Origin of the sequence: Pauljensenia sp. 27098_8_83, assembly GCF_041432695.1 — a bacterium.
GTDB lineage: Bacteria > Actinomycetota > Actinomycetes > Actinomycetales > Actinomycetaceae > Pauljensenia.
On record NZ_JAPWAD010000007.1, the window covers coordinates 1 to 24,187 of the forward strand.

The following is a 24,187-nucleotide window of genomic DNA, read 5'->3' on the forward strand; positions in this document are numbered from 1 at the left end:
CGTGAACCCGACAGTGTGTCTGCTCGTATAACTTTTTATGCCCAACCCAAACACGCACCCACACCCACCACCCACCACCGGGCAGTGAACACATGCAGGCACAAGAAAACAACCACACACCCACAACAGGCAAGCGCGCTGATTGTTTCCCACAATAATGGGCTCCCTAGAAAGGAGGTGATCCAGCCGCACCTTCCGGTACGGCTACCTTGTTACGACTTCGTCCCAATCGCCAATCCCACCTTCGACCACTCCCCCCGGACAAGCCGGTTAGGCCATGGGCTTCGGGTGTTACCAACTTTCGTGACGTGACGGGCGGTGTGTACAAGGCCCGAGAACGTATTCACCGCAGCGTTGCTGATCTGCGATTACTAGCGACTCCACCTTCATGGGGTCGAGTTGCAGACCCCAATCCGAACTGAGACTGGCTTTAAGGGATTCGCTCCACCTCACGATATCGCAACCCTCTGTACCAACCATTGTAGCATGCGTGAAGCCCAAGACATAAGGGGCATGATGATTTGACGTCATCCCCACCTTCCTCCGAGTTAACCCCGGCAGTCCCCCACGAGTCCCCACCATCACGTGCTGGCAACATAGGGCAAGGGTTGCGCTCGTTGCGGGACTTAACCCAACATCTCACGACACGAGCTGACGACAACCATGCACCACCTGCACACGACCAACTAAATGCCACCACATCTCTGCAGTGCCGCCGTGCATGTCAAGCCTTGGTAAGGTTCTTCGCGTTGCATCGAATTAATCCGCATGCTCCGCCGCTTGTGCGGGCCCCCGTCAATTCCTTTGAGTTTTAGCCTTGCGGCCGTACTCCCCAGGCGGGGCACTTAAAGCGTTAGCTACGGCGCAGAAACCACGGGTGGCCCCCACACCTAGTGCCCAACGTTTACAGCGTGGACTACCAGGGTATCTAATCCTGTTCGCTCCCCACGCTTTCGCTCCTCAGCGTCAGTAACGGCCCAGAGACCCGCCTTCGCCACCGGTGTTCTTCCTGATATCTGCGCATTCCACCGCTACACCAGGAGTTCCAGTCTCCCCTACCGCACTCAAGTCAGCCCGTACCCACCGCACGCCCCCAGTTAAGCCAGAGGATTTCACGGCAGACGCGACCAACCGCCTACAAGCCCTTTACGCCCAATAATTCCGGACAACGCTCGCGCCCTACGTATTACCGCGGCTGCTGGCACGTAGTTAGCCGGCGCTTCTTTACCCACTACCCTCACCACAACCCTAAGTTGCGGCTTGACCATGAGCGAAAGAGGTTTACAACCCGAAGGCCTCCATCCCTCACGCGGCGTCGCTGCATCAGGCTTTCGCCCATTGTGCAATATTCCCCACTGCTGCCTCCCGTAGGAGTCTGGGCCGTATCTCAGTCCCAATGTGACCGGTCACCCTCTCAGGCCGGCTACCCGTCAAAGCCTTGGTAGGCCATCACCCCACCAACAAGCTGATAGGCCGCGAGCCCATCCCCCACCAGAAAAAACCTTTCCACCAACCCCCATGCGAAGGCCAGTGAATATCCAGTATTAGCACCCGTTTCCGGGCGTTATCCCAAAGAAGAGGGCAGGTTACTCACGTGTTACTCACCCGTTCGCCACTCATCCACCCAGCAAGCTAGGCTTCAGCGTTCGACTTGCATGTGTTAAGCACGCCGCCAGCGTTCGTCCTGAGCCAGGATCAAACTCTCCGAACAAAAACAAAAACGTTAAAGCCCAGAAAAACCAACCAACCAAACCAGGCCAGCCAGCAATCCCAACCAAAAACACTCAAAAACAAAAAACAGGCATAAAAAACAAACAAACACACTATCGAGTTCACAAACAACACCTGCACGATCAAGCGCACACGAATCTCTCGCATGTTTTCGAAAGGCGGTCTGCGCCATGTTTCCGCGACCCGAGCTTCTCGCTTCGTTCGCTGCCGTTCGGCGCAACAAGGAAAACAATACGCACTTCTTCCAACACCGTCAAGTCAAGCGCAATTACCTCGCTTCTCAATACGTTTCCCCAGCATTTCAACGATTACAGCCTTCAGACTGGCTCACTTTGCCCCAAAATCACCCAATTTCATGCGCCAGACCACAAAGATTTGGCCGAAATGTGCGCCAGCACTCTCAACATTCCACAGTAACCTGCCTCCAACGCCGGTCCATCAGGGGCCCAGCCTGCACAGATGGCCGCCGCCATCACATTTTTTAGTAAACTCTTTACCTTTTGTTGACCCTGGCGCTATACTCGTGCTCACACCGCGGCTCGCCGCGTCAACGAACATCCATCAACGCTAGGAAAAACGATGAATGGAACCCTGCGTCCGGCTTTCGACCTCGCCGGCACCCTGGATACGATCTCGGGCTTCATGTATACGTACGTGCTCGTCGCGCTCCTGATCGGCGTCGGCCTGTACTTCTTCGTGCGCACGCGCGCGCTCCCGCTTCGTCTCTTTAAGGAAGCGATCCGCGTCGTCACCGAGCCGCCGCAAGAGGAAGGCGAGGTCTCTTCGTTCCGTGCCCTGATGGTGTCCACGGCCTCGCGCGTGGGCGTCGGCAACATCGCCGGTGTTGCGACCGCCGTGACACTGGGCGGTGCGGGTGCTGTCTTCTGGATGTGGGTCATCGCGACGCTTGGCGGCGCCTCTGCGTTTATCGAGTCGACGCTCGCGCAGATCTACAAGAAGCAGGGACCCCACCACTCCTACGGTGGCCCCGCCTACTACATTCAGATGGCGCTCAAGCAGAACTGGTTGGCCACGCTCTTCGCCTCGGTCCTCATCCTGACCTACATGGGCGGCTTCAACCTGCTGGCATCCTTCAACGTTGCTGACGCGTTCACCGGGTACAGCTGGGCGAACGAGTGGACGCCGTGGATCGTCGGCGCCGTGCTCGCGGTGCTCATGGCCGGCTCGATCTTCGGCGGCACGCGTCGCCTCACCGACGTCACGGGCCTTCTCGTCCCGGTCATGGCGATCATCTACCTGGGTGTCGGCTTCGTCGTCATCGTGCTCAACTACCAGAACATCCCCGCGATGTTCGCAGCTATCTTCCGCAGCGCTTTCGACTTCCCGGCTATCTTCGGCGGTTTCACCGGCTCAGCCATGATGCTCGGCATTAAGCGTGGCCTCTACTCGAACGAGGCTGGCGTCGGTTCGGCTCCGAACGCCGCCGCCTCCGCTTCCGTGTCGCACCCCGCCAAGCAGGGCCTCGTCCAGATGCTGTCCGTCTTCATCGACACGATGGTGATCTGCACGCTCACCGCTTTCGTGGTGCTCTCCTCGGGAGTCGGTTCGGATAACGGTGTGACGGGCGCTCCCCTCGTGAAGGACGCCATGGCCACGATCCTCGGCCAGGGTCCTGCGCAGGTTTTCATCTCGGTCGCCCTGTTCCTCTTCGCCTTCACGACACTGGTCGGTAACTTCTACTACGCCGAGGTCAACTTCCGCTTCCTGCTGCGCAACGTGCACATGAAGCACTGGATGCTCTCGATCTTCCGCGCCGTCGCCGCGCTGCTCGTCTTCGCGGGTGCCCTCCTCAAGTTCGAGGTCGCGTGGAACCTGGGCGACATCCTGATGGGCCTCATGGCGCTCATCAACCTGCCCGTCATCGTCATTTTGGGCAACCAGGCCATCCGCTGCGCGAACGACTACGTCGCCCAGCGCAAGGCCGGCCTCGAGCCGCACTTCAAGGCCTCCTCGATCGGCCTGAACCCCGACGAGCTGGACTTCTGGAAGGACGACGCTCCCGTCGCCTCCGAGAAGACCAACGCGTAAGGGTCCTCTCCCCGAGCAAACTGCCCCGGCCTCGTTCCTCCACGTGGGGACGAGGCCGGGGCTTCGCTATGCGCATCGGCGCGGTCATCGCGTTCGGCCAGGGGGCGTGCCCCAGCCGCACGTGGGTTCTCGGCCCGCGTCTGCGCGCTACACCGACGTTTGCGCGAAGCGCACTCGAATCTGCACTCCGCCGACGTGCCCGCACGCGGACAGGGCTCGAGCCACTGCATCGGCGGCCCACCCGAGCATCTCAGGCCGGTCGTGCGGGGCACGCAGAACGGCAGTCGCTCCGGTGCCGGAGGCCATGGAGGACTCCACAGAAAGCCCCATCTGCACACACGAGGCCACGGCCTCGTCGAAGCCCGAGCAGGACAGAACCTGTCTCCCATATCGCACACCCGCCTCCACGTAGATGAGTGGACCGGGGACCAGCAGAGATGAATCGAGCGCGCCGATTAGCAGGCTCCCGTCCTCCCACGGCTTGTTCGCGGTGAAGCGCGCATAGTCCCGCGGCAGCTCACACTCAAAGACACACTCGTCGACGCGCACATCGGCGACGAGCTCGAGGGTGGCCACGGAGGCAATCACAGATGCCACGAACGGGATGTGTGCGCTCGTGTCCCCGAGCCACGTGTCGACGATCGCGTGGCACATCGCTCGGGCGGCGCCGTCCGCGGCAGGGTCCCCCGCCATGCCGGGCACTCTCTGCCCATCAACGCCCCTGCCGAGCGGCGGCGCCTCGATGTCACCGACGAAAAAGTCGAAGACGTAGAGCCCGTGATGGGCTTGATTATCGTCGTAGTCCGCGAACCCCAGCCTCGTGCCGACAAGCACGGAGAGGAAGGCATCGTAGAGGCACTCGCTGTCCTGCGCAAAGAGGTCCGCCACGTGCGGCGTGCGCGGGGACATCTGCCCGCACAGCCACGCCTGCAACGCCACGTAGCGCTCACGTGTCACGCAATCGTCGCTTCCCATGGGAACCTCCTTGTTCCGCCGACAGTCATTCCACCATCGTACGCGGCTATCACGGAACGAGGAAGCCCCGGCCTCGTCCGGGTGACAGACGAGGCCGGGGCAAAGGTCTCAGCAGGTTGCTCAGCGGGTGGCGAGCAGCGCCTCCTCGGCCTCCTTGGTCCACAGGCCGGCGGCGTCAAGCTTCGCGGCAACCGTCGGCAGCTTCTCGGCGAGCTCAGACACGGGGGTCAGGCCCAGGTCGTGCATCATCGGGAAGACCATGATCTTGCCGCCCGAGGTACGGTTCATCACCGCGTTGATGGCGTCGCCGAAGCCCGCCATGCCGGTGATCGCCCACAGGGAGATCGTGGTGTCGATGATGCCGGCTTCGATCTTGCGCAGGACCGTGCGCATGTCGGAGACATCCGAGCCGGAGGTGCCCAGCATGAAGATCTGGCGCTCGATGATGCCCTGCAGGTCGAAGTCGCCGAACGTGCCGGCCGGGATACCGGCAAACGCGTTCAGGATGCCACCCTCGGCCAGCAGGTCGACGGCCTGGGAGACCAGCGCCGGGACGGGCACGAGGCACGTCGCGTAGGTGTAGCCGTACTCCAGGGGCGTCGAGGCGGTGTTGATGATATCCAGCGGAACGCCGTTCTTTTCGGCGGTCGGGCCCACGACCTTCGTCAAGTTGGCCAGTCGCTCGTCCGACAGGTCGGTGCCCACGACGCTGATGCCGGGAACACCGGAGGTGACGGCGCGCATCGTGTGCATGACGCCCATCGGGCCGGCAGCGCCGACGAACACGCACTTATCGTTCTCGCGCAGATCGCCGTTGGCGGGGATCCAGGCGTAGCCTTCGCGCGGATCCGAGCCGGTCGTACCGCAGAAGCGGATGAAGTCGTAGTGAACGCGGCCGATGTCCAGGGACACCTTGCGCGAAATCTTCTCGCCGCCCAAGACGACACACATGGTGCCGCGGGTGCCGATCAGGAGCGCAGCCTTCTCGATCGCGTCGGCGTCCGAGCCAAAGAACACGACGTCGTCGAATTCGCCCTCCACGCCCTCGATGGCATCAGCGCCAACGCGCACGACCTCGGCGGGCTTGTGCTCGGCGGTCAGAGCGTCGATGTCGCCCTCACCGACGACCAGCAGGCGGCCGCCATCGGCGACGTGGTTGCGCTCGGCCCACGCGTAGGAGCCCTCGACGGTCGCCCAGGGCTCGATGAGGCCGACGGCTGCGGCCGACGGGCCCTCCGACACGTGGATGAGGAACTCTTCGCCGTCCGGGGACACAACGCAGCGCTCGTCGACGACGACGAACTCCTCGAGGGCGCCGTCAAAGTTGTAGCCGAAGGCGCCGTTCGACTTCGCGGTGCGCAGGTGCTTCCAGTCGGCCTGGACCAGCAGACGGTCGCCGACCTTGAAGTGCGTGACCTTTTCGCCGACCTGCACGACGCGCACGACGGGCTCGTGGCCGGGCGTCACGGCCTCCTGGTTCGGGTGGTAGGACGGAATGTCCTTGAGGGCGTCCAGGTCGATGCCCGCCACCACGTCCGACTTGCGCGGGTGGCCATCGAACTGATGGAGCAGCTTCGTATCGGAGAAGCAAATGCCGCAGGCTTCGACCTCGAGCATGATCTGCGTCGGGCCAACGGGGTCAACGGGCTTCGCCGGGTTCACGACGAACTCTTCCTTGCCGACGATCTGAATCGCGTACTGGGTGGAGGGAATCTGGGTCATGACTGACTCTTTCACTGGAAAAACAACTGAACGTGGGAAGAAAAGACGAGGCCGGGGAGCTGGCGAGAAACCCGCATGTGTCCCCGGCCTCGTAAGAAGTCAGGAGAGCATCACCTGGCCGCCCGTGACGGGCACGGCCTGGCCGGTCTCGTATTCCTGCTCGACGATGTAGAAGATCGCACGCAGAACGTCAATGCCCTGGGCACCGCGGCGCATAGGGACCTTCGCCTCGTAGAACTCCTTGACGTCGGCGACCGTCTTGGCGCCGGGGACCTTGCCGGAGTTCAGGTACTGAACGAAGAGGCCGCGGTCCGGGTCAGACCAGAGCGGGCCATCGTAGAAGTTACCGGGGCAGATCGCGTTGACCTTCACGCCGTGAGCAACCATCTCGAGGGCGAAGGACTGCACCAGGCCGATGCCGCCGAACTTGGAACCCGCGTAGGCGGCGTTCTTGTTCGAGCCGACGAGGCCGGACTTGGAGTTGATCTGAATGATGTCGGTCAGCCACTCAGGGGCGGTGGAGTGCTGGCGGGCCAAGAGCTGGCCCAGGTGCTTGGTGACGAGGAAGAACGCCACGTAGTTGATGTCCGTGGACAGGCGGAACGCGGAGGCGTCCTGCTCGAGGACGGAGCCGGCGCGCACGATGCCCGCGTTGGAGACGACCAGGTCGAGGCCGCCGGTCACGCGCTCGATCTCGGAGGCCATCGCCGCGACAGAGTCCTCATCGGCGACGTTGACCGTGATCGGGTGTGCGACGCCTTCGCCGCCGAGCTCGGCCGCCTTCGCGGCGGCACCCTCACCGTTCAGGTCGGCGATGAACACGAAGCATCCGGCGTCGACCAGGCCGCGCGCGATCTCCGCGCCAAACCCCTGGGCGCCACCCGTCACGAGGGCGACGCGGCCGTTGATGGTGCGCTCGCCGGTAGTGGTGGCGCGGACCTCGAAAGTCTCCTCGCCTGCGCGCACGACGACGGGAAGCTCCGTCTCCTTCAGGGAGCAGGAGCACACCTCGGTGAGCGGACCGTCGAAGGTGACTGTCGGCTCCGCCGAGCTGGGGGCCACGATGACCGGGCGGCCGAGGGCCTTGAGGAAAAGCCCACGTACCTCGGGAGCGTTACTCATGATGTCTCTCTTTCTTGACGATGCTCGTCAGTTAATCGAAGTGGCTCGGGCGGCGACGTCGGCGGCATCCTCACCGTCGGCAATCGCACGGCCCAGGGGCGCGTACTCGGTGATGCGCTCGGCGAGAGCCTCAGGGGTCAGGCGACCCGTGCGGCCCAGCAGGTGCAGGGACGGATCCACGGAAGACAGGGCCTCGTGCGCGACGAGGGCCCACGTGGCCTCGTTGAGGTCCGCGAACTCGGGGCGACGCAGCTCCTCGCAGGTGAAACGCTGGCGGGGCTGGTTGATATCCACACCCGAGATCTCGAGCATGCCGTGGGCGGCCGCGAGCGCGTGGATGCGCTCGAGCTGCTCGGGGGTGTTGCGCGGGGGCATGTAGGTAACGGCGCGCAGGCCGATGGACTCCATGTACTCGAAGAGCTCGTCGAGGAACGCGTCCTCGAACTTCTCAGCCTTCTTGTCGCCCGTCGGCGAGGCGGATACGTCGCCCAGGTAGGCGTAGGTGGCGATCGCGCCGACCGAGTCGGCGAACTCGACGACCTCGGCCGCGCTCGGCAGCTCGTCGGTGGGCTGGATGTAGATGCGATCCAGGTAGTTGGCCTTCAGGACACCCAGCAGGTCGTACATGAGGTGCGGGTTGTCCTTGTCGGACAGGACGCGCGCGAGGGAGGCGGGAACCTCAACGCCCATCGAATCCAGGCCCTGGACCAGGGCGGGGCCGCGGCCAAAACCGCGGATCAGGGCCGAGGCCATGGCAGCCAGCAGGTGACGCTCGGTGATGCCGCCGCCATTGGCGTACTGGGAGATGCCGACCATGTCCGCCTGGGGATCGAAGGGCTCCAGGCCCAGGTCGGTGAGGATCTTGCCCGCGCTCTCAGCCATGGCGAGGGTGCGCTCAAGGCGGGCGGCGCGCTTGGGGGCGAGCCACTCGGCGACCTTCTCGCGGGCCGGCGCAGGCACGCCCTGCACCGTCATGTAGGCCACGCCCACGGAGTCAGGGTTGTTGAGCTTACGCTGCGCGAGCGGCGTTCCCTCTCCGAAGCGGGCGCGAATCTCAAAGCCGGTGACGGAACCCATGCCCAGAATGCGGGTGGCCTCACTCATCTCGGCTGCCGCGCCGATCGAATCGTGATCGACCGAGCCGACAACGCGCAGGCCGTTACGCCGCGCCAGCAGCGCCGCGTGGGTGGGCGTGTAGGGGCTAAACGAGAAGCACGTGTGGATGTGGTTGTTCGACTCGGGCACCCAGCTGGGGAAGTGCTCGTCGGCGACCACCGCGCGCAGCGCCTCGATGCGCTGGACCGGGGTGGCGGCCGGATCGTTGGTGATGTCCATGGGTTCTGCCATCTCTTCGTTGGGTGGAGAAAAACGGTGATGAATCAAGAATGTGGGCGAGGCCGGGGCTCGGTGAGGAGGAGTGTGGCCCCGGCCTCGCTAGCTCGCGTCAGGGAATGCGAGCCAGGTACGGGGGCGGGCCGGAAAGGGGAACGACCCGCCCCCAACGCCTCAGAGGCCCTCGCGGTTCAGGCGAGCGATCTCGGCCTCGGTCGCGTGCTTCGTGGTGGGCACGTGGCCGGGCAGCGGGAGGATGCGCTCGTGAATCGCGTCGAGGATCCAGGAGACCTGCGGGAAGAAGTACGACTCCATCTCGGGGCCGGGCGTGATGCCGTTGCGCGAGCCGACGACGGCGATCGGCGCGTCGAGCGCGTCGAAGGCCAGGGTCTGCACGTTCGCGGCAACCGTGTTGAGGAAGGAACCGCGCTCGACCGCGTCCGAGGTCAGGACGAGGCGACCGGTCTTCTTCACGGATGCGACGAGCTTGTCGTAGTTCAGCGGGGCGACGAAGCGCAGGTCGATGACCTCGGCGCTCAGGCCGTACTTCTCGGCCAGGACGTCCGCGGCTTCCAGGGCCTTGTACACGGTCGCGCCGTAGGCGGCAATCGTGATGTCGCTGCCCTCGCGGCGGATCGCCGGCTCGCCCTCTTCGGTCTCGTAGTAGCCCTCGGGCACGCCGCCGGGCTCGAAGTCCTCGCCCTTGTCGTAGAGCTTCTGGCTCTCGAGGAACACGACCGGGTCGGTGCCGGACAGTGCCAGGTTGAGCATGCCCTTCGCATCGGTCGGGGTCGTCGGGAAGTAGACCTTCAGGCCCGGGATGTGAGCGACGAGCGCGCTCCAGTCCTGGGAGTGCTGGGCACCGTACTTCGAACCCACTGACACACGCAGGACGAGGGGCATCTTGAGCAGGCCCGCGCTCATCGACTGCCACTTAGCCATCTGGTTGAAGACCTCGTCACCGGCGCGGCCCAGGAAGTCGCAGTACATGAGCTCGACGACCGCGCGGCCACCGGCCATCGCGTAGCCGACGCCGGCGCCCACGATCGAGGCCTCGGCGATGGGCGAGTTGAACAGGCGACGGTAGGGCAGGGCCTCAGTCAGGCCACGGTAGACGGCGAAGGCACCGCCCCAGTCGCGGTTTTCCTCGCCCCATGCGGCCATCGTCGGATCGGTCTTGAAGCGGTGCAGCATCGCCTCGAACAGGCCGTCACGGAACTGGTACATGCGCATCTTGGAGACGGGCTTGCCGTTTTCGTCGACGGAGCTGCGCACCTTCTTCGCCAGAGCCTTGATGCGCGGGTTGTCCTCGAGGTCGATCTCGGGGGTGGCGTCGTCGAACGCCTCAACCTTCTCGTTGGAGAACATGACGGAATCGATGTAGCCGTCGGCAACGCGCGGCGTGGCCTCGTCGTCGATCGCCAGCTTGAGGACGTGCACGAGCTTGTCGGTCAGGGAGGCGGCGTAGCCATCGATCTCGTCCTGCGTGGTCAGGCCGTTGGAGATGAGCAGGTTCGAGTACTCCTTGATGCAGTCGACCTGCTCCCACAGCTCGACCTCTTCCTTCGTGCGGTACGAGGAGGCGTCCGACGGCGAGTGGCCGGAGAAGCGGTAGGTGATGGTGTCCATGAGGACGGGGCCGCGGCCCTCCTCGAGGATCTTCTTCTTGCGGGTGGTCGCATCCGCGACGGCCAGCGGGTTGAGACCGTCGACGCGCTCGGCGTGCATGGCCTCGGGGTTGAGGGCCGCGCCCACGCGGGCGAGGATCTCATAACCCATGGTCTCGCCGAAGGTCTGGCCGCCCATGCCGTAGAAGTTGTTGAAGAAGTTGAACAGGATCGGCGGGTTGCCACCGTCCTCCTCGCGCCACAGGGAGCGGAACTGATCCATGGACGCGAAGTTCATGGCCTCCCACACGGGGCCACAGGCCAGGGCGGCGTCACCAACGTTGGAGACGACGATGCCGGGCTTGCGGTTGATGCGCTTGAAGAGGGCCGCGCCGTTCGCGATCGGCGCGGATCCGCCGACGATCGCGTTGTTCGGGTAGGAGCCAAACGGCAGGAAGAAGGTGTGCATCGAGCCGCCCAGGCCACGGTTGAAGCCGGACTTGCGGGCGAAGATCTCGGCGAGAGCACCGAAGAGGATGAAGTTCTCAGTGAGGTCCTTCGTGTCCTTGTAGTCGATCTTCTCGGCGTAGGACAGGGTCTCGCCGCCGAGGAAGCCCTTCATGATGGACTCGAGCTGCGCGTCGTCCATCTGGTGCATGGCCGAGTAGCACTTGGCGAGGATCTCGCCGTGGGAGCGGTGGGAACCGAAGATGAAGTCCTCGGGCTTCAGCACGAAGCTCTGGCCGACGTAGGCGCTCTCCTGGCCGATGCCCAGGTGGGCGGGGCCGCGGTGGTTGTATTCAACGCCCTGCCAGGCGCCGGTCTTCTTGATGGAGTCGAGCATCGACTCGAAGGTGCGCACGATGATCATGTCGTGGAGCATCTGGACCATGCCCTTTTCGCCGTAGCGGGCGATCTCGGTGTCACGGTCGAAGGTGTACTGGTTGACGGGCACCTCGGGGAACTTCACGTAACCGGGGCGACGTACCTCGTTGGGGTCGATGATGAGAGACTGAGTCATTTTTCTACTCTTCCTTGACGTAGGGGATGTTCGTTAGAGCTTGACGGCCCACGCAGCTTCGCGGATGACCTCGGAGACCGTGGGGTGCGGGAAGACGACCTGACGCAGGTCCTCGACGGTGAGTTCCATCTCGAGGACGGCCTGCGCGCCCCAGATCATCTCCGCGGCGTACGCGCCCAGCACGTGGATGCCCAGCACCTGGTGGGTCTTGGGGTCAACGAGGATCTTCGCCTCGCCGGGGGCCTTGAAGCCGTTCTCCGCGATGAAGCGGCCGGACATGAGGGCGGGAACCTTGGCGACGAGGACCTCGCGGCCCTCGCGCTTAGCGGCGGACTCGGTCAGACCGACGCCGGCGGCCTCGGGGATCGAGAAGACGGCCCACGGGACGGTGTGCCAGCGCATGACCTCGCCGCGCTTCTTCGCGGTGGGATCGAGGATGTTCGCCGAGGCGATCTCCGCCATGCGGTAGGCAGCGTGCGCCAGGAGGGAACGTCCGGTGACGTCGCCGATGGCCCACACGTTAGGCAGGTTGGTGCGCATCGTGTCGTCGACGACGACGCCGCGGTTGATCTCGAGGCCGGCCTCTTCGGCACCCCAGCCCACCGTCGCGGGACGGCGGCCAACGGCCATGAGGACCACGTCGGCCTCGACGCTCAGCTTCTCCTCGCCCTTGGAGTAGTGGACAGTGCCTCCGTCGAGGGACTCGACGCGGCAGCCCAGCTCGAAGGTCACGTCCTTCATGGCGGCGCGGGCCTTGGCGGCCAGGTCGTCGTCCATGAAGGGCAGGATCTCGGGGGCCATCTCGATGACGGTCACCTGGGAGCCGAGGGTGGAGTACAGGGAGGCGAATTCGACGCCGATGACGCCGCCGCCGATGATCGCGAGGCGGGAGGGGACCTCGGGCAGCGAGAGGATGCCCGTGGAGTCCACCAGCGCCGGGTTGTCCTGGGTGCCGGGCAGCGGGGGCATGGCCGGCACGGAGCCCGTGGCGATGATGACGTGGTCCGAGGTGTAGGTCGTCCCCTCAACGGTCACGCGACCGGGGGCATCGAGGTGGCCTCGTCCATTGATGACGGTCACGCCCGCCTTGCGCTCGGTGGCTGCGACGCCGGCGACCAGGCCCTTGACGACCTGATCCTTCCAGGCCTGCATCTGCGTCCAGTTGACGGCCACGCCGCTGGCGTCCACGCCGAACTGGCTGGCTTCCTTGGCGTGCAGGTAGTTCTTCGCGCCGTTGAGCAGGGTCTTGGTGGGGATGCAGCCCACGTTCAGGCAGGTGCCGCCCAGGTACTGCTCTTCGACGAGGGCGACCTTCTTGCCCGCGTGTCCGAGGCGCTCGGCGGCCAGGTAGCCGCCGGGGCCCGCACCGAGGACGATGACGTCAAAATGCGTATCACTCATGAGTGTTCCTCTTTCCTCAGGCCAGGACCGTCACGTCGATGTTTTCGATGGCGGCGACCAGGTCGCGCAGGAAGCGGGCGCCGTCCGCACCGTCGATGACCTGGTGGTCGATCGTCAGCGAGAGGTTGATGCGCTGCTCCACGCCGATCGTGCCGTCGGCGGCCACGGTCGGGCGCGGGGTGATCGCGCCGACGCCCAGGATCGCCGTCTGAGGCAGGTTGATGACGGGGGTGAAGGTCTCGATACCGAAGGAGCCGATGTTGGAGACCGTGAAGGTGCCGCCGCTCAGGAAATCGGGCGACAGGGAGCCGTCGATCGCGCCGCCGGCGAGGCGCTTGGCCTCGTCGGAGAAGGCCTTGAGGCCCAGGGACTGCGCCGAGCGGATAACGGGGACGAGGAGGCCGCGCGGGGTGTCGCACGCGAAGCCGAGGTGGACCTGCTCGAACTGGGTGAGGACGCCGTCCTCGAGGTGAGCGTTGAACACGGGGTACTTGAGCAGGGTGCGCGACACGGCGAAGCAGACCAGGTCGTTGAGCGTGATCTTGTTCAGGCCCAGGGACTCGTCGGCGTTCTTGACCTTCTTGCGCATCGCGAGGATGCCGGCGGCGTTGGCCGTCGTGTTGAGGGTCAGCTGCGCGGTGGAGGTCAGGGACTCCATCATGCGCTTGGCGACGACCTTGCGCACGCCCTTGAGCGGGGCGGAGGTCGAGGCACCGGGGAAGTCGGCCGCGGCGGCGGGGGCTGCGACAGCGGCGGCGGGGGCGGCCTCGGGCGCGCGGCCCGCGTCGGCGACGGACACGCGTCCGCCGATGCCGGTGCCTTCGGTGGCGCTCACGCCGGCGGCGCGCGCGGCGGAGGTCAGGACGGGGCCGGCGGCGATGGCGGCGGCAACATCACGCTCGATGACGCGGCCGTGGGGACCCGAGCCCTCGGAGATGGACGAGGCGTCGACGCCGTTGGAGGCGGCGAGGGCGCGGGCGCGCGGAGAGACGGCGCCGGTAGCGCGCTCGGTCGCGAACGCGGGGGCAGCGGCCTGCTCGGGGGCGCCGGCCTGCTCGGCGGGAGCATCGGCTTCGGCGGGGGCGCCGTCGCCACCCGGAACGAGGCCGGAGATGTCCTCCCCGGGCTCACCGACGATGATGAGCGGATCCTTGACGGGGACCTCGTCGCCTTCCTCCCACAGGAGCTTCAGGACGGTACCCTCAGCGGTCGAGGGCACCTCCATGGTCGACTTGTCGGTCTCGATGGACGCGAGCGTCTGGTCGACGGCGACGGTGTCGCCTTCCGCGATCATCCACTCGACGATGATGCATGACTCAACAGAGTTGCCCAGCTGGGGCATCACCACGATGGTGGCCATGTAATTCCTCCTAGACGATGCGCAGCTTCGTGCGCTCGGCCAATTCCTTGATGGATTCTTCGGGGATCTCATCGTCGGTGATGATTCCGGTGACCTCGTCGATCCCCATGAAGCTGACGAAGCCGGCTTCCCCATACTTGGAGGAGTCGGCGAGCAGCCACGTCTCTTGTGCGCGGGTGCGCATAATGGAACCGACCTGTCCACCCTCCACGAGTTGGGTGGTCAGGCCGCGATCAACGCTGAACCCGTCGGTCCCGAGGAACGCGACGCGTGCGTTGAAGTCATTGATAGCGCGCTCTGCAACCGGTCCCACGAGGGACTCGGACTCGGCGCGGAAGTGCCCACCCGTCAGCGTGATATTGAGGCTCGGGTTGGAGCGGGCGTTAGCGAAGACAAGCACGGAGTTGGTCAGGACCTGCACTCCGCGCTTGCCGGTCAGGTACTTGACGATGAGGGCGCAGGTGGTACCGGCCTCGATCATGACGCGATCGTCGTCGTGGATCATGTCGGCAGCGGCGCGAGCAATGCGTTCCTTGACCTCGACACGATCGTTCTGGCGCAGGTGAATGTTACGGAAGGTGGTGGGGCGCGCACCGCCGTGGGTGCGCACGAGGTAGCCCTGCTCGTCGAGGGCCTTCAGCGAGGCGCGCACCGTCACGGGCGATACGCCCAGATCGGAGGCAAGCTGCGCGACGCTCACCTCACCCTCCCGGGCGAGGCGATCCAGGATGTAGTTCGTGCGTTCTTCTGCACGTCCCATGGGGCACCTCTTCGTGGAATCAGCGGCATTCCTTGTCGCTTTACCTTTCGTTACGACAAGAATAGTCACTAAAACGAAAGTATGCAACATCACGCAAGCTGTTCATACACCCGTGCAGGCGGGACGCACAAACGTTCAGAACACCGTCATTCATTCGGCACATTTGACGGATATTGCAGGGATAAATACTCTGGTGGGCGGCCCTCTCGGGCCACCCACCAGCTATGAAACTCTCACTCCACGCCAGGGCTATCATCCGCTCGAAACGAAAACGAAACGAAAGCGCTCGTCACTCGCGGCACAAGCCCATCACTGGCGCGGCAAACGGGCTTTACTCCCCGGGCTGACGAACGCCCACCGTGAGCAGCAGATTGCCGTACAGGCGCTGCTCGCCCGTCGCAACGATAATGCCCACGTTCTCGTCGCGCGCAGCATCGTAGAAGTCCCAGCGGGAAATTTCACCGAACTCGACGCCGGGCAGAGCCGCACGGAACTCGTCGTGGATCGGGATCTCCACCGGATCAGCGTCGGGTGCGGGGGTCATGATCTCGGCACGCTCGATCGGAATCGTGCGCTTGAGGACGTCGAGGACCTGGCTGACGTCCAGGAGCCCCGGAGCCAGGTTGAGGGAGATGAGTTCGCAGCGCGGGTTCACACCCGTCGTGTGCGGGTAGTTCGCGTCAGCCAGCAGGATCTTCGAACCGTGACCGGCGGCCGCGAGCGCGCGCAGGAACTGCGGGTGAGTCATCGGACCATAGAGCATGAACGTGCCTTTCTTACAGGTGTGAACTGGCCCGGATGACCAGCTCGGGGTCGAGAACAATGTCCTGGGAGTGTCCCCCGCCCATAAGCGAACGCACGAGGCGCACGGCGGTGCGCCCGAGGCGATCGAAGGGCTGGTGGATCGTCGTGAGCGGGGGTGCATAGGAGTCCGCGCCGTCGATGTCGTCGAAGCCGACGACCCGCACGTCGCGCGGGACCACTCCCCCGCGCTCGTAGATGTAGCGCATCGCGCCGAGGGCCAGCTGATCGTTGGCGGTCTGCACGCCCTCAGGCAGTCGCCCGGCCGCGCGCATCACGTCGTAGCCGTCGCGCGAGTCCCAGGAGTCGGGCTGGAGCACGACGGGTTCGATGCCGTACGCCTGGCATGCCTGCTCGTAGCCGAGCCTGCGCATCTGCGCGTCCGACCAGCCGGCGGGCCCACAGATATGAACGACGTCGGTGAGCCCCTGGGCGAGCAGGTGCTCTGTGGCCAAGCGCGCCCCGCGCACGTTGTCGACGGCAACCGTCGAGATGCCATCGAGCCCTTTTTCACTCGTCAGAACGAGGACGGTCGGGAAACGCTTGCCCGCCTCGATTGCGACGTCGATCGTCGGATCCTGGCCGCCCAGGATGATGACGCCGTCGACATCGAAGGGAGCAAAGTCGTTGCGCAACTGCCCATCCGGCCCGTACGCGTAGGACAGGGACACGTGGTAGCCGGCCTGCGACGAGGCGTTGAGGATCGACAGCAGCACGCGCCCGTGCCCGTGGAACATGGGGGCCGCCAGCACGACCTGCAGGACGTTCGTGCGCTTGGCCGCGAGCGCGCGCGCCGCGTAGTTGGGCACGTAGCCCAGCTCCTCGACGAGCTTCGAGATGCGCGCACGCGTCTTTTCTGAGACCTCGGGATCCCCGCGGACCACGCGCGACACGGTGTTCGTCGAGACGCCCGCGCGCCGCGCGATGTCGGCCAGGGAGACTTTTTTAGCCGCGGGTCGGGACGTGGACATGGGTCGCTGCGCTGGCTGCGATGACGGAGGCGCGATCTTCCTCGGCGAGAGCACCGATGGTTTCGAGCTGGGCGAGGAGAGAACCGAAGGTCGAGGCCTCGATGGGGCCGCGCACGACGGTGACTCCCGAGATCTGGGCGGTCAGGTCGCACAGCAGGCGGTTACGTGCGCCGCCGCCCACGAGGTTGAGCTGGTCGGGGGCCTTCCCCGTGGCCTCGGTGAGCTCACCAATCGCGCGCGCGTAACGGCGGGCGAAAGACTCGATGATGACCCGCACGTACCCCGCCATGGAGTCGGGACGGGCCGCGCCCTGGGCGTCCAGGGCCTCGTCGATCTTGCGCTGCATATCGCCGGGGGTGGCGAAGGCCTCCTCGTCGGGATCGAAAACACCGGATGCGGCGGGCAGCTCGCGGGCCTGGGCGACCAGCTCGTCGGTGTCGGTGGGCGTGCCCTCGCGCTCCCACTGGCGCTGGATTTCCTGAAGGATCCACATGCCGGTGATGTTGAAGAGGGGACGCACTCCCCCGTCGGTGCGACCCTCGTTCGTAATGCCGAGGTCGAAGGCGGCGTCGCTCATGAGGGGTTTGTCCTCAATGGCACCCAGGACCGACCAGGAGCCGCAGGACAGGAAGTAGGCGCGCTTGCCCTCCTCGATGGGCAGGCCGTGGACCGCGCACGCGGAGTCGTGGGCACCACCGCGTACGACGGTCAGGGTTTCGAGGCCGGGAACCGTGCAGGGGCCGACAACGGTCCGGTCGGCGGACAGCTCACCGAACCAGCCGCGCGGGATGCCCAGGCGGGAGAAGACCTCGTCGTTAAAGTCGCCACCGCCGGGGGTGAGCAGGCCCGAGGTCGAGGCAATCGTACGCGACCAGCCGACGACACCGGTGAGACGGTACGCAAAGTAGTCGGGCAGGAAGAGGGCAGCAGCGACGCGCCGGGCGTCGTCGGGATTTTCCCGCAGGTAGGCGAAAAGCTGATTCGCCGTGTTGATGGTGGCCGGCTGGTTGCCGGTCAGGTCGAAGAACTCGCGGTCGCCGATGCGCTCGCGGAAAGCATCCAGGGTGCGGGCGGTGCGCTCGTCGCGGTAGGCGACGACATCGCCGACGAGTTCACCGTTCTCATCGAGGGGGGCCCAGTCCACGCCCCAGGTATCAATGGAAACGGCGCGGGCATCGGGGAAGCGTTCGAGGGCCTTCTTCAAGCCGGTGATCGTCTCGGCCTCCATCGTGGCCACGTCCCACGTGAGGGTGCCATCTTCCCGGCGGCGCGCCTCGTGCTTAAAACGATGGATGTCCGTGACATCCAGGCGGCCATCGCGTAGCGTTCCGGCGAGGACTCGTCCGGACGCGGATCCAAGGTCAACAGCAAGTACGGTGGTCATTGAAGGTCTCCTCCAGATACGCCCTGGCTCGGCGTGTCCCGTCGTTGGGTTCTCGTGCAGCTTTCCTCATCGGCGAGGCCGGGGCTGCGTCCCGGGAAAAGAGCCCCGAGGGGGTGGCCCGGTCGGGCCCGGGGAGAGAGGACACCCGAGCCCGACCGGGAGTTGCATCAGCGGTACATCGGACCGAAGGTGTCGCAGGCGCGGAAGTCCGCGGCCTCGAGGGACTCGGTGCCGAACAGCGACCACGCCTTGGGACGGAAGATCCGCTCCTCGGGGACGTTGTGCATGTTGACCGGGATGCGCAGCATCGAGGCCAGCGTGATGAGCTGACCGCCGATGTGGCCATAGGAGATCGCGCCGTGGTTAGCGCCCCAGTTGTTCATCACGTCGTAGACGCTCTTGAACGCGCCCTCACCCGTCAGGTTCGGGACGAACCAGGTGGTGGGCCACTCGATGTTGGTGCGCTCTTCGATGGTGTAGGCGACCTCGTCGGGGAGCTCGACCGTGTAGCCCTCGGCGATCTGCAGGACCGGTCCGAGGCCGCGCACCAGGTTGATGCGGCACATCGTCACGGGCATCTCGCCGGAGGTGCGGAAGTGGGTCGAGAAGCCGCCGCCACGGAAGTAACCTGTCGAGGCCGGGTGGAAGGTCGTGGCCTCGAGCGTGGCGTCGCGGTCCTCCTCGGTCAGCTCGTACCAGGGCTTGATGACGTTCTTGCCGTCGCGCACAGCCTTGCCGGCGCCGTCCAGCGTGGTCGAGCCGGAGTTACGCAGGTCGAGCAGACCGGCGGCAGCGCGGCCCTCGGGCTTCCAACCGGTGGCCTTCTCGATGGACTCGGGGCTCCAGTAGGTGCGCACGTCGGAGAAGATCTGCGGCGTGTTGGTCAGCAGGTAGCCGAACAGCATCGACGCACCGTTGAGCGAGTCGTTCTCGGTGGCCACGACGGAAGGCTGGCGGATGCCGGTCCAGTCGAAGTTCGTGTTGAGGATGGTCTCCAGAACGTCGCCGTTCGGGAAGTGGTCCGTCCACTGGCGCTGGCCCTGGAAGCCTGCCGCGATGGCGCCGTGGCCGCCGGCCTCTTCCTCAAAGCCCAGCTCGGCCAGGCGCGGGTTGCCGTGCATGAGGTCGCGGGCGATGAGCGTCATCTTGGTGACGAACTTCCACCAGTCCTCGTGCTTCTCCGGGTACTGCCACTCCGGCGGGTTCCAATCCTTGCCCTGCTTGAAGTTCTCGCGGATCCACTGGTACGCCTTCTCGTACTCCTCGGGATCGTAGATGCCCTCATCGATACGGCGGGTGAACTCGGACATGTCGATGTACTCGTTGCGCATGCCGAGGTAGGAGCCGAAGAAGTCGGGGTTGACGACAGAGCCCGCGATACCCATGGAGACGGAACCCATGGACAGGTAGGCCTCGCCCTTCATCTGCGCAACGGCCAGACCGGCGGTCGCGTAGTCGAGGAGGCGGGTGCGCACGTCCTCGGGGATGGAGGTGTCGTCAGCGTCCTGCACGTGCTCGCCGTAGATACCGAAGGCGGGGATACCGATCTGAGCGTGGCCTGCCAGGGCGGCGGCAAGGTACACGGCGCCGGGGCGCTCCGTGCCATTGAAGCCCCAGATGGCGTGCGGCATCGCGGGGTCCATGTCGGTGGTCTCCGTGCCGTAGCACCAGCAGGGGGTGACCGTCACGGTCAGGCCGACGTTGTTCTCGCGGAACTTGGCGGCGCAAGCCTGGGCCTCGTGGACGCGGCCGATCGTGGTGTCAGCGATGACGACCTCGACGGGGTCGCCGTCCGGGTAACGCAGGTTGGAAGAAAAAAGCTCGGCGACGGACTTCGCCATGTTCATGGTCTGCTCTTCGAGCGACTCACGAACGCCCTTACGGCGGCCGTCAATAGTGGGGCGGATTCCGATGCGGGGGTGGTTTGTCATTATTCCTTCATCCCTCATGATGACGTCGATGTCGGAGCGCGGGGGCGCTCGCCCCCTCGGATCCTGTGAATAAAAAGGTGCCGGGCCCGCGGGTCCCACCCCACCGTCGTGGAGCGGGACCCGCGGCGGGCCACCGGTTCAGTGCGTTACGTCCCCGGCCCCGGCCTCGTGCCCGATGGAGCTATCGGCTCACTCGTACAGGTTCGCCTTGATGTCGGGGTTGTCGATGTTGGTCTTGTCGTACCAGGCGAAGCCCGAGTCGATGACCTTGGGCAGCTCGCCCTTGTTGATGGCGACGACGGCAGCCTTGACCGTGTAGTAGCCGATCTTGACGGGCGACTGGGTGACGGCGCCAGCCTCGGTGCCGGCCTTGATGGCGTCAATCTGGGTCTTGCCCGAGTCGAAGCCCACGACGGTGACATCCTTGCCGGTCTCCTGCGAGCCCTGGACGATACCGGAGGCGGCGGCCTCGTTGGAGCCGTACATGCCGACGATGTCGTCGTTCGCCTGGATGATGGCCTTGGAGGTGTCGGCGGCCTTGGTGACCTCACCGGCGATCTGCTCGTCGAGGAGCTTCAGGTCGGCGGGAGCGTTGGCCTTGAAGTACTCCTTGAAGCCCTCGCAGCGCTGCTTGCCCGTGGTGGAGGTCGAGTCGTGGCAGACCATGCCGACCGAGCCCTTCTTGTCCTTGAGCAGCTCGATCATGTGCTTGGCGGCCTCGGCGGCGGCGGCCTTGTTGTCCGTCTGGACGGTGGTCACGGGGATGTCGGAGTCAACGCCGGAGTCGAAGGCGACGACCGGGATGCCCTGCTTGTTGATCTCGTCGAGCAGGTCGGCGGCAGCCTTAGAGTCGAGGGCAGCGAAGCCGATGGCGGCCGGGCCGGAGTCCAGAGCGGACTTCAGCTGGTCGGTCTGCTCGGTCACCTTGGTCTCATCCTGCGGGCCGACGAACTTGACCTGGTAGCCCAGCTCCTCGCCAGCCTGCTCGGCGCCTTCCTTCACGGCCTGCCAGAAGCGGTGCTGGAAGCCCTTGGAGACGAGGTAGATGGTCTTGGTGCCGTCGCCCTTGACCGCAGCCTTCTCCCAATCCTGAGCGTTGGCAGAGGTGTCGACCTTGGTCGCACCCGAGGAGTCACCGGTCTTGGTGTCAGTCGCGGGAGCGGAGGAGTCCGACGAGGTCGTGCAGGCAGCCAGGCCCAGGGCCATGGAGCCGACAGCGGCGGCGGCGAAGATACGTCCGATGGGGCGCATTGGTATTCCTTTCGTGGGGTGGCGGGGTCATTCCCGCCCTTGGGTGTGTGGACCGACGTCGGTCCACGATGGGTGAATTGAATGGGTAAGAATCAGGCGGCGTTCTCGCGAACGCGGCGGATGTTGTCGATGACGACGGCGAGCAGCAGGACGATACCGGTGACGACGAACTGCCATTCGGCGGCGATACCCATCATCGTCAGGCCCTTCTTCAGGGTCTCCATGATGATCGCGCCAACCAGGGCACCGGGGATCGAGGCGCGGCCACCCGACAGGGACGTACCACCGATGACAGCCGCGGCGATGACGTTAAGCTCCATGCCCACGCCCTCAGCGGGCTGGACCAGGCCACCACGCGAGGAGTAGAGGACCGCGCCAATAGCCATGAAAGCACCCGCGACGACGTAGATGATGATCTTCCACAGGCGCACGTTGACGCCGGAGAGGCGCGTGGCCTCCTCGTTGGAGCCGATCGCGAGGGAGTAGCGGCCGAGCAGCGTCTTGTTCATGAGGAAGGTCGCCAGGACAGTGAGGACGACGAAGATCAGGACGGCGTTGGCCACACCGGGGATGATCTCGCCACGCGCGATTGCCTTGTAGCCCGTGTTCGCGATCGTGATGGAAGCCTTGTCCGAGATGATCAGCGCGAGGCCTCGGGCGACCATCATCATGGCCAGCGTCGCGATGAAGGGCGGCAGGCCCAGGATCGAGACGTTCAGGCCGTTGACCAGGCCGATCGCCATGCCGACCAGCAGCGTCAGGAGGAGGCCGAGGCCCAGAGGCAGGTTCATCTTGTCGCCCGCCAGGAAGATACCGGCCATAACCGCCACGAGGCTCATGCCCGTACCGACGGAGAGGTCAATGCCGGAAGTCGCGATGACGAAGGTCGCGCCCAGGGCCATGACGCCCGTGTAGGCCGACTGAAGAACGATGTCCAGGTAGATGTTCGGCTTCGCAAAGCCGTTGGCTGCAATGCTGAAGAACAGCAGGATGACGAACAGAGCAACCGTGACGAGCATCAGCTGCATGTTGTTCTTCAGGAAGGTCTTGACAGGCGACGGCGCCTCCAGGCCCTTGTTGTCGACGACGGTGCTCACGCGACTTCTCCGTTCGCTTCTTCCTGGCCGACGGTGGCCAGTTCCATGATGTTTTCTTGGGTGGCTTCCTCGTTGTTGAGGGTGCCGATGATGCGGCCATGGGCCATGACGGCGATGCGGTTGGCCAGGCGCAGGACCTCGGGCAGCTCCGAGGAGATCACGATGATGGCCTTGCCCTGCTCCGCCAGATCCTCGAGCAGCGTGTAAATCTCATCCTTCGCGCCCACGTCGATGCCGCGCGTCGGCTCGTCGAAGATCAGGATGTCGGTGTCACGTTCCAGCCACTTGGCCACGACGACCTTCTGCTGGTTACCGCCCGAGAGGCTGCGCAGCTCGACGTCCACGGAGGGGGTGCGGGTACGCAGCTTCTCCACGTAGTCCTGGGCGACGCGGCGCAGCTTCTTCGTTGCGACGACGGTCGCGGTGGTGAAGTGGCTCATCGCGGCCAGGCCCGTGTTGAAAGAGATGTCCTTGTCGAGGAGCAGGCCGTACTGCTTGCGGTCCTCGGACAGGTAGCCGATGCCGTTCTTGACCGCGTCCGTCGCGCCCTTGATCGAGACCTTCTTACCGTGGACGTAGATGTCGCCCTCGGTGTGGGGGTCAGCGCCGAACAGCGCACGGGCGACCTCGGTGCGGCCGGCGCCGACCAGGCCCGCGAAGCCGAAGATTTCGCCCTTCTTGACCTCGAAGGAGACGTCGTGGACGACCTTGACGGTCGAGAGGTGCTCGACGCGCAGGACGGCCTCGTCGGAGAGCGGCTTGGTCGTGGGGCGCGCGTCGGCGGGGACCTCGCGGCCAACCATCATCTTGACGACCTCGCTCATAGGCGTCGTGGCCGTGTCCACCGTGCCGATGTACTTGCCATCGCGCAGGACCGAGATGCGGTCGGTGAGCTCGGTGAGCTCGGGCATGCGGTGCGTGATGAAGATCAGGCCGGTCGTCGGGCACACGAAGTCGCGCACGAGCTCGAACAGGGATTCGGTCTCGGTGGTCGTCAGAGGAGCCGTGGGCTCGTCCATGACCAGGATCTTCGAATCAAAGGACAGCGCGCGTGCGATTTCCACCATCTGCAGGCGCGCAACCGGCAGGTCGCGGCAGTAGGCGGTGGGATCGATGTTCATGTTGAGGCGCTCGAAGAGCTCGCGCGCATCACGAACCATCTTGCGGTCGTCGACGTAGCCAAACTTGGACGTACCGGGTCGACCGATGTACAGGTTCTGGGCGACGGTCAGGTCAGGAACAATGTTGAGTTCCTGGTGGATGATCGACAGGCCGAGGTCACGTGCGTGCTCCGGCGACTGAATGTCGACCTTCTCTCCCTGCAGCCAGATCTCGCCGCCCGGGTCGGACTTGTGAATACCGGTGAGCACCTTCATGAGCGTGGACTTGCCCGCTCCGTTCTCACCGCAGAGACCCAAGACTTCACCGGGTCGAAGGTCGAGGTCCACGTCGGACAGCGCCTTCACGCCGGGGAACGTCTTTGAGATCCCCTTTAGCTCTAGTAAGTTCGTCACTTCTCACCCCTTGGGTACCAGTAACTTCTCTGTTTCTGGAGTTTTCTTCCCCGGCTTCGTTAACGCTAACGGTCACCGCTCCGGAGAATCGCCCTCTTCGGCGTCTTCTTTAGAGTAGAGCATCACAGGGGTCTACGCGACCGAAATCGAAAGACGCG

Annotated in this window: 16 protein-coding genes and 1 rRNA gene; 1 reads left to right on the plus strand and 16 read right to left on the minus strand. The window is 64.9% G+C overall.

What is annotated here, in order from left to right:
- Nucleotides 1-170 precede the first annotated feature (170 nt).
- Nucleotides 171-1,711 (minus strand): 16S ribosomal RNA (locus tag O3656_RS04075).
- A 599-nt stretch (nt 1,712-2,310) separates the two neighbouring features.
- Here O3656_RS04075 and O3656_RS04080 point away from each other — a divergent pair.
- Nucleotides 2,311-3,780, plus strand: coding sequence for an alanine/glycine:cation symporter family protein (locus O3656_RS04080; protein WP_500062743.1), 1,470 nt, complete (start codon nt 2,311-2,313; stop codon nt 3,778-3,780).
- 147 nt (nt 3,781-3,927) lie between these two features.
- Here O3656_RS04080 and O3656_RS04085 read toward each other — a convergent pair whose 3' ends face one another.
- From O3656_RS04085 to O3656_RS04155, 15 genes are all read right to left on the minus strand, one after another.
- On the minus strand, nt 3,928-4,755 hold the full coding sequence (locus O3656_RS04085) for a hypothetical protein (protein WP_500062744.1): 828 nt from the start codon (nt 4,753-4,755) through the stop codon (nt 3,928-3,930).
- 120 nt (nt 4,756-4,875) lie between these two features.
- Nucleotides 4,876-6,477 (minus strand): alcohol dehydrogenase catalytic domain-containing protein, encoded by a 1,602-nt coding sequence (locus tag O3656_RS04090; RefSeq protein ID WP_500062745.1) that lies wholly within the window; start codon nt 6,475-6,477, stop codon nt 4,876-4,878.
- 99 nt (nt 6,478-6,576) lie between these two features.
- Nucleotides 6,577-7,599, minus strand: coding sequence for an SDR family NAD(P)-dependent oxidoreductase (locus tag O3656_RS04095; protein WP_500062746.1), 1,023 nt, complete (start codon nt 7,597-7,599; stop codon nt 6,577-6,579).
- Nucleotides 7,600-7,626: 27 nt separating this feature from the next.
- A complete protein-coding gene (locus O3656_RS04100) occupies nt 7,627-8,946 on the minus strand; it encodes a PHP domain-containing protein (protein WP_500062747.1) in 1,320 nt (439 codons plus the stop codon).
- Between the two features lie 159 nt (nt 8,947-9,105).
- A complete protein-coding gene (locus tag O3656_RS04105; protein WP_500062749.1) occupies nt 9,106-11,559 on the minus strand; it encodes an alpha-ketoacid dehydrogenase subunit alpha/beta in 2,454 nt (817 codons plus the stop codon).
- Between the two features lie 33 nt (nt 11,560-11,592).
- Nucleotides 11,593-12,960, minus strand: coding sequence for a dihydrolipoyl dehydrogenase (gene lpdA, locus O3656_RS04110; protein ID WP_500062750.1), 1,368 nt, complete (start codon nt 12,958-12,960; stop codon nt 11,593-11,595).
- Between the two features lie 16 nt (nt 12,961-12,976).
- Nucleotides 12,977-14,320, minus strand: a complete 1,344-nt coding sequence (locus O3656_RS04115) for a dihydrolipoamide acetyltransferase family protein (RefSeq protein WP_500062751.1) — start codon at nt 14,318-14,320, stop codon at nt 12,977-12,979.
- Nucleotides 14,321-14,330: 10 nt separating this feature from the next.
- Nucleotides 14,331-15,080: a DeoR/GlpR family DNA-binding transcription regulator gene (locus O3656_RS04120; RefSeq protein ID WP_500062752.1), complete on the minus strand. Its 750-nt coding sequence runs from the start codon at nt 15,078-15,080 to the stop codon at nt 14,331-14,333.
- A gap of 331 nt (nt 15,081-15,411) precedes the next feature.
- Nucleotides 15,412-15,843 carry an RbsD/FucU family protein gene (locus tag O3656_RS04125; RefSeq protein WP_034467793.1) on the minus strand — a complete coding sequence of 144 codons (432 nt, stop codon included), beginning with the start codon at nt 15,841-15,843 and terminating at the stop codon, nt 15,412-15,414.
- Nucleotides 15,844-15,856: 13 nt separating this feature from the next.
- The gene (locus O3656_RS04130; RefSeq protein WP_500062753.1) at nt 15,857-16,852 is read right to left on the minus strand and encodes a LacI family DNA-binding transcriptional regulator; all 996 of its coding nucleotides are present in this window, start codon (nt 16,850-16,852) and stop codon (nt 15,857-15,859) included.
- Nucleotides 16,827-18,236, minus strand: coding sequence for a rhamnulokinase (locus O3656_RS04135; protein ID WP_500062754.1), 1,410 nt, complete (start codon nt 18,234-18,236; stop codon nt 16,827-16,829). The genes O3656_RS04130 and O3656_RS04135 overlap by 26 nt, the downstream gene beginning before the upstream one ends.
- 167 nt (nt 18,237-18,403) lie before the next feature.
- Nucleotides 18,404-20,167: an L-fucose isomerase gene (locus O3656_RS04140; RefSeq protein ID WP_500062755.1), complete on the minus strand. Its 1,764-nt coding sequence runs from the start codon at nt 20,165-20,167 to the stop codon at nt 18,404-18,406.
- 189 nt (nt 20,168-20,356) lie between these two features.
- Nucleotides 20,357-21,418 carry an ABC transporter substrate-binding protein gene (locus O3656_RS04145; RefSeq protein ID WP_500062756.1) on the minus strand — a complete coding sequence of 354 codons (1,062 nt, stop codon included), beginning with the start codon at nt 21,416-21,418 and terminating at the stop codon, nt 20,357-20,359.
- Between the two features lie 92 nt (nt 21,419-21,510).
- A complete protein-coding gene (locus tag O3656_RS04150; protein WP_500062757.1) occupies nt 21,511-22,515 on the minus strand; it encodes an ABC transporter permease in 1,005 nt (334 codons plus the stop codon).
- The gene (locus O3656_RS04155) at nt 22,512-24,029 is read right to left on the minus strand and encodes a sugar ABC transporter ATP-binding protein (protein ID WP_500062758.1); all 1,518 of its coding nucleotides are present in this window, start codon (nt 24,027-24,029) and stop codon (nt 22,512-22,514) included. Before O3656_RS04155 ends, O3656_RS04150 begins: the two co-directional genes overlap by 4 nt.
- Nucleotides 24,030-24,187: the final 158 nt, after the last annotated feature.

Bases quoted from the DNA above. Each gene is read 5' to 3' on its own strand.
- O3656_RS04120 (WP_500062752.1), bottom strand. From the start codon at position 15,080: ATGGGACGTGCAGAAGAACGCACGAACTACATCCTGGATCGCCTCGCC.
- O3656_RS04115 (WP_500062751.1), bottom strand. From the start codon at position 14,320: ATGGCCACCATCGTGGTGATGCCCCAGCTGGGCAACTCTGTTGAGTCA.
- O3656_RS04090 (WP_500062745.1), bottom strand. From the start codon at position 6,477: ATGACCCAGATTCCCTCCACCCAGTACGCGATTCAGATCGTCGGCAAG.
- O3656_RS04135 (WP_500062754.1), bottom strand. From the start codon at position 18,236: ATGACCACCGTACTTGCTGTTGACCTTGGATCCGCGTCCGGACGAGTC.
- O3656_RS04125 (WP_034467793.1), bottom strand. From the start codon at position 15,843: ATGCTCTATGGTCCGATGACTCACCCGCAGTTCCTGCGCGCGCTCGCG.
- O3656_RS04105 (WP_500062749.1), bottom strand. From the start codon at position 11,559: ATGACTCAGTCTCTCATCATCGACCCCAACGAGGTACGTCGCCCCGGT.
- O3656_RS04095 (WP_500062746.1), bottom strand. From the start codon at position 7,599: ATGAGTAACGCTCCCGAGGTACGTGGGCTTTTCCTCAAGGCCCTCGGC.
- O3656_RS04145 (WP_500062756.1), bottom strand. From the start codon at position 21,418: ATGCGCCCCATCGGACGTATCTTCGCCGCCGCCGCTGTCGGCTCCATG.
- O3656_RS04130 (WP_500062753.1), bottom strand. From the start codon at position 16,852: ATGTCCACGTCCCGACCCGCGGCTAAAAAAGTCTCCCTGGCCGACATC.
- lpdA (WP_500062750.1), bottom strand. From the start codon at position 12,960: ATGAGTGATACGCATTTTGACGTCATCGTCCTCGGTGCGGGCCCCGGC.
- O3656_RS04100 (WP_500062747.1), bottom strand. From the start codon at position 8,946: ATGGCAGAACCCATGGACATCACCAACGATCCGGCCGCCACCCCGGTC.
- O3656_RS04085 (WP_500062744.1), bottom strand. From the start codon at position 4,755: ATGGGAAGCGACGATTGCGTGACACGTGAGCGCTACGTGGCGTTGCAG.
- O3656_RS04080 (WP_500062743.1), top strand. From the start codon at position 2,311: ATGAATGGAACCCTGCGTCCGGCTTTCGACCTCGCCGGCACCCTGGAT.
- O3656_RS04140 (WP_500062755.1), bottom strand. From the start codon at position 20,167: ATGACAAACCACCCCCGCATCGGAATCCGCCCCACTATTGACGGCCGC.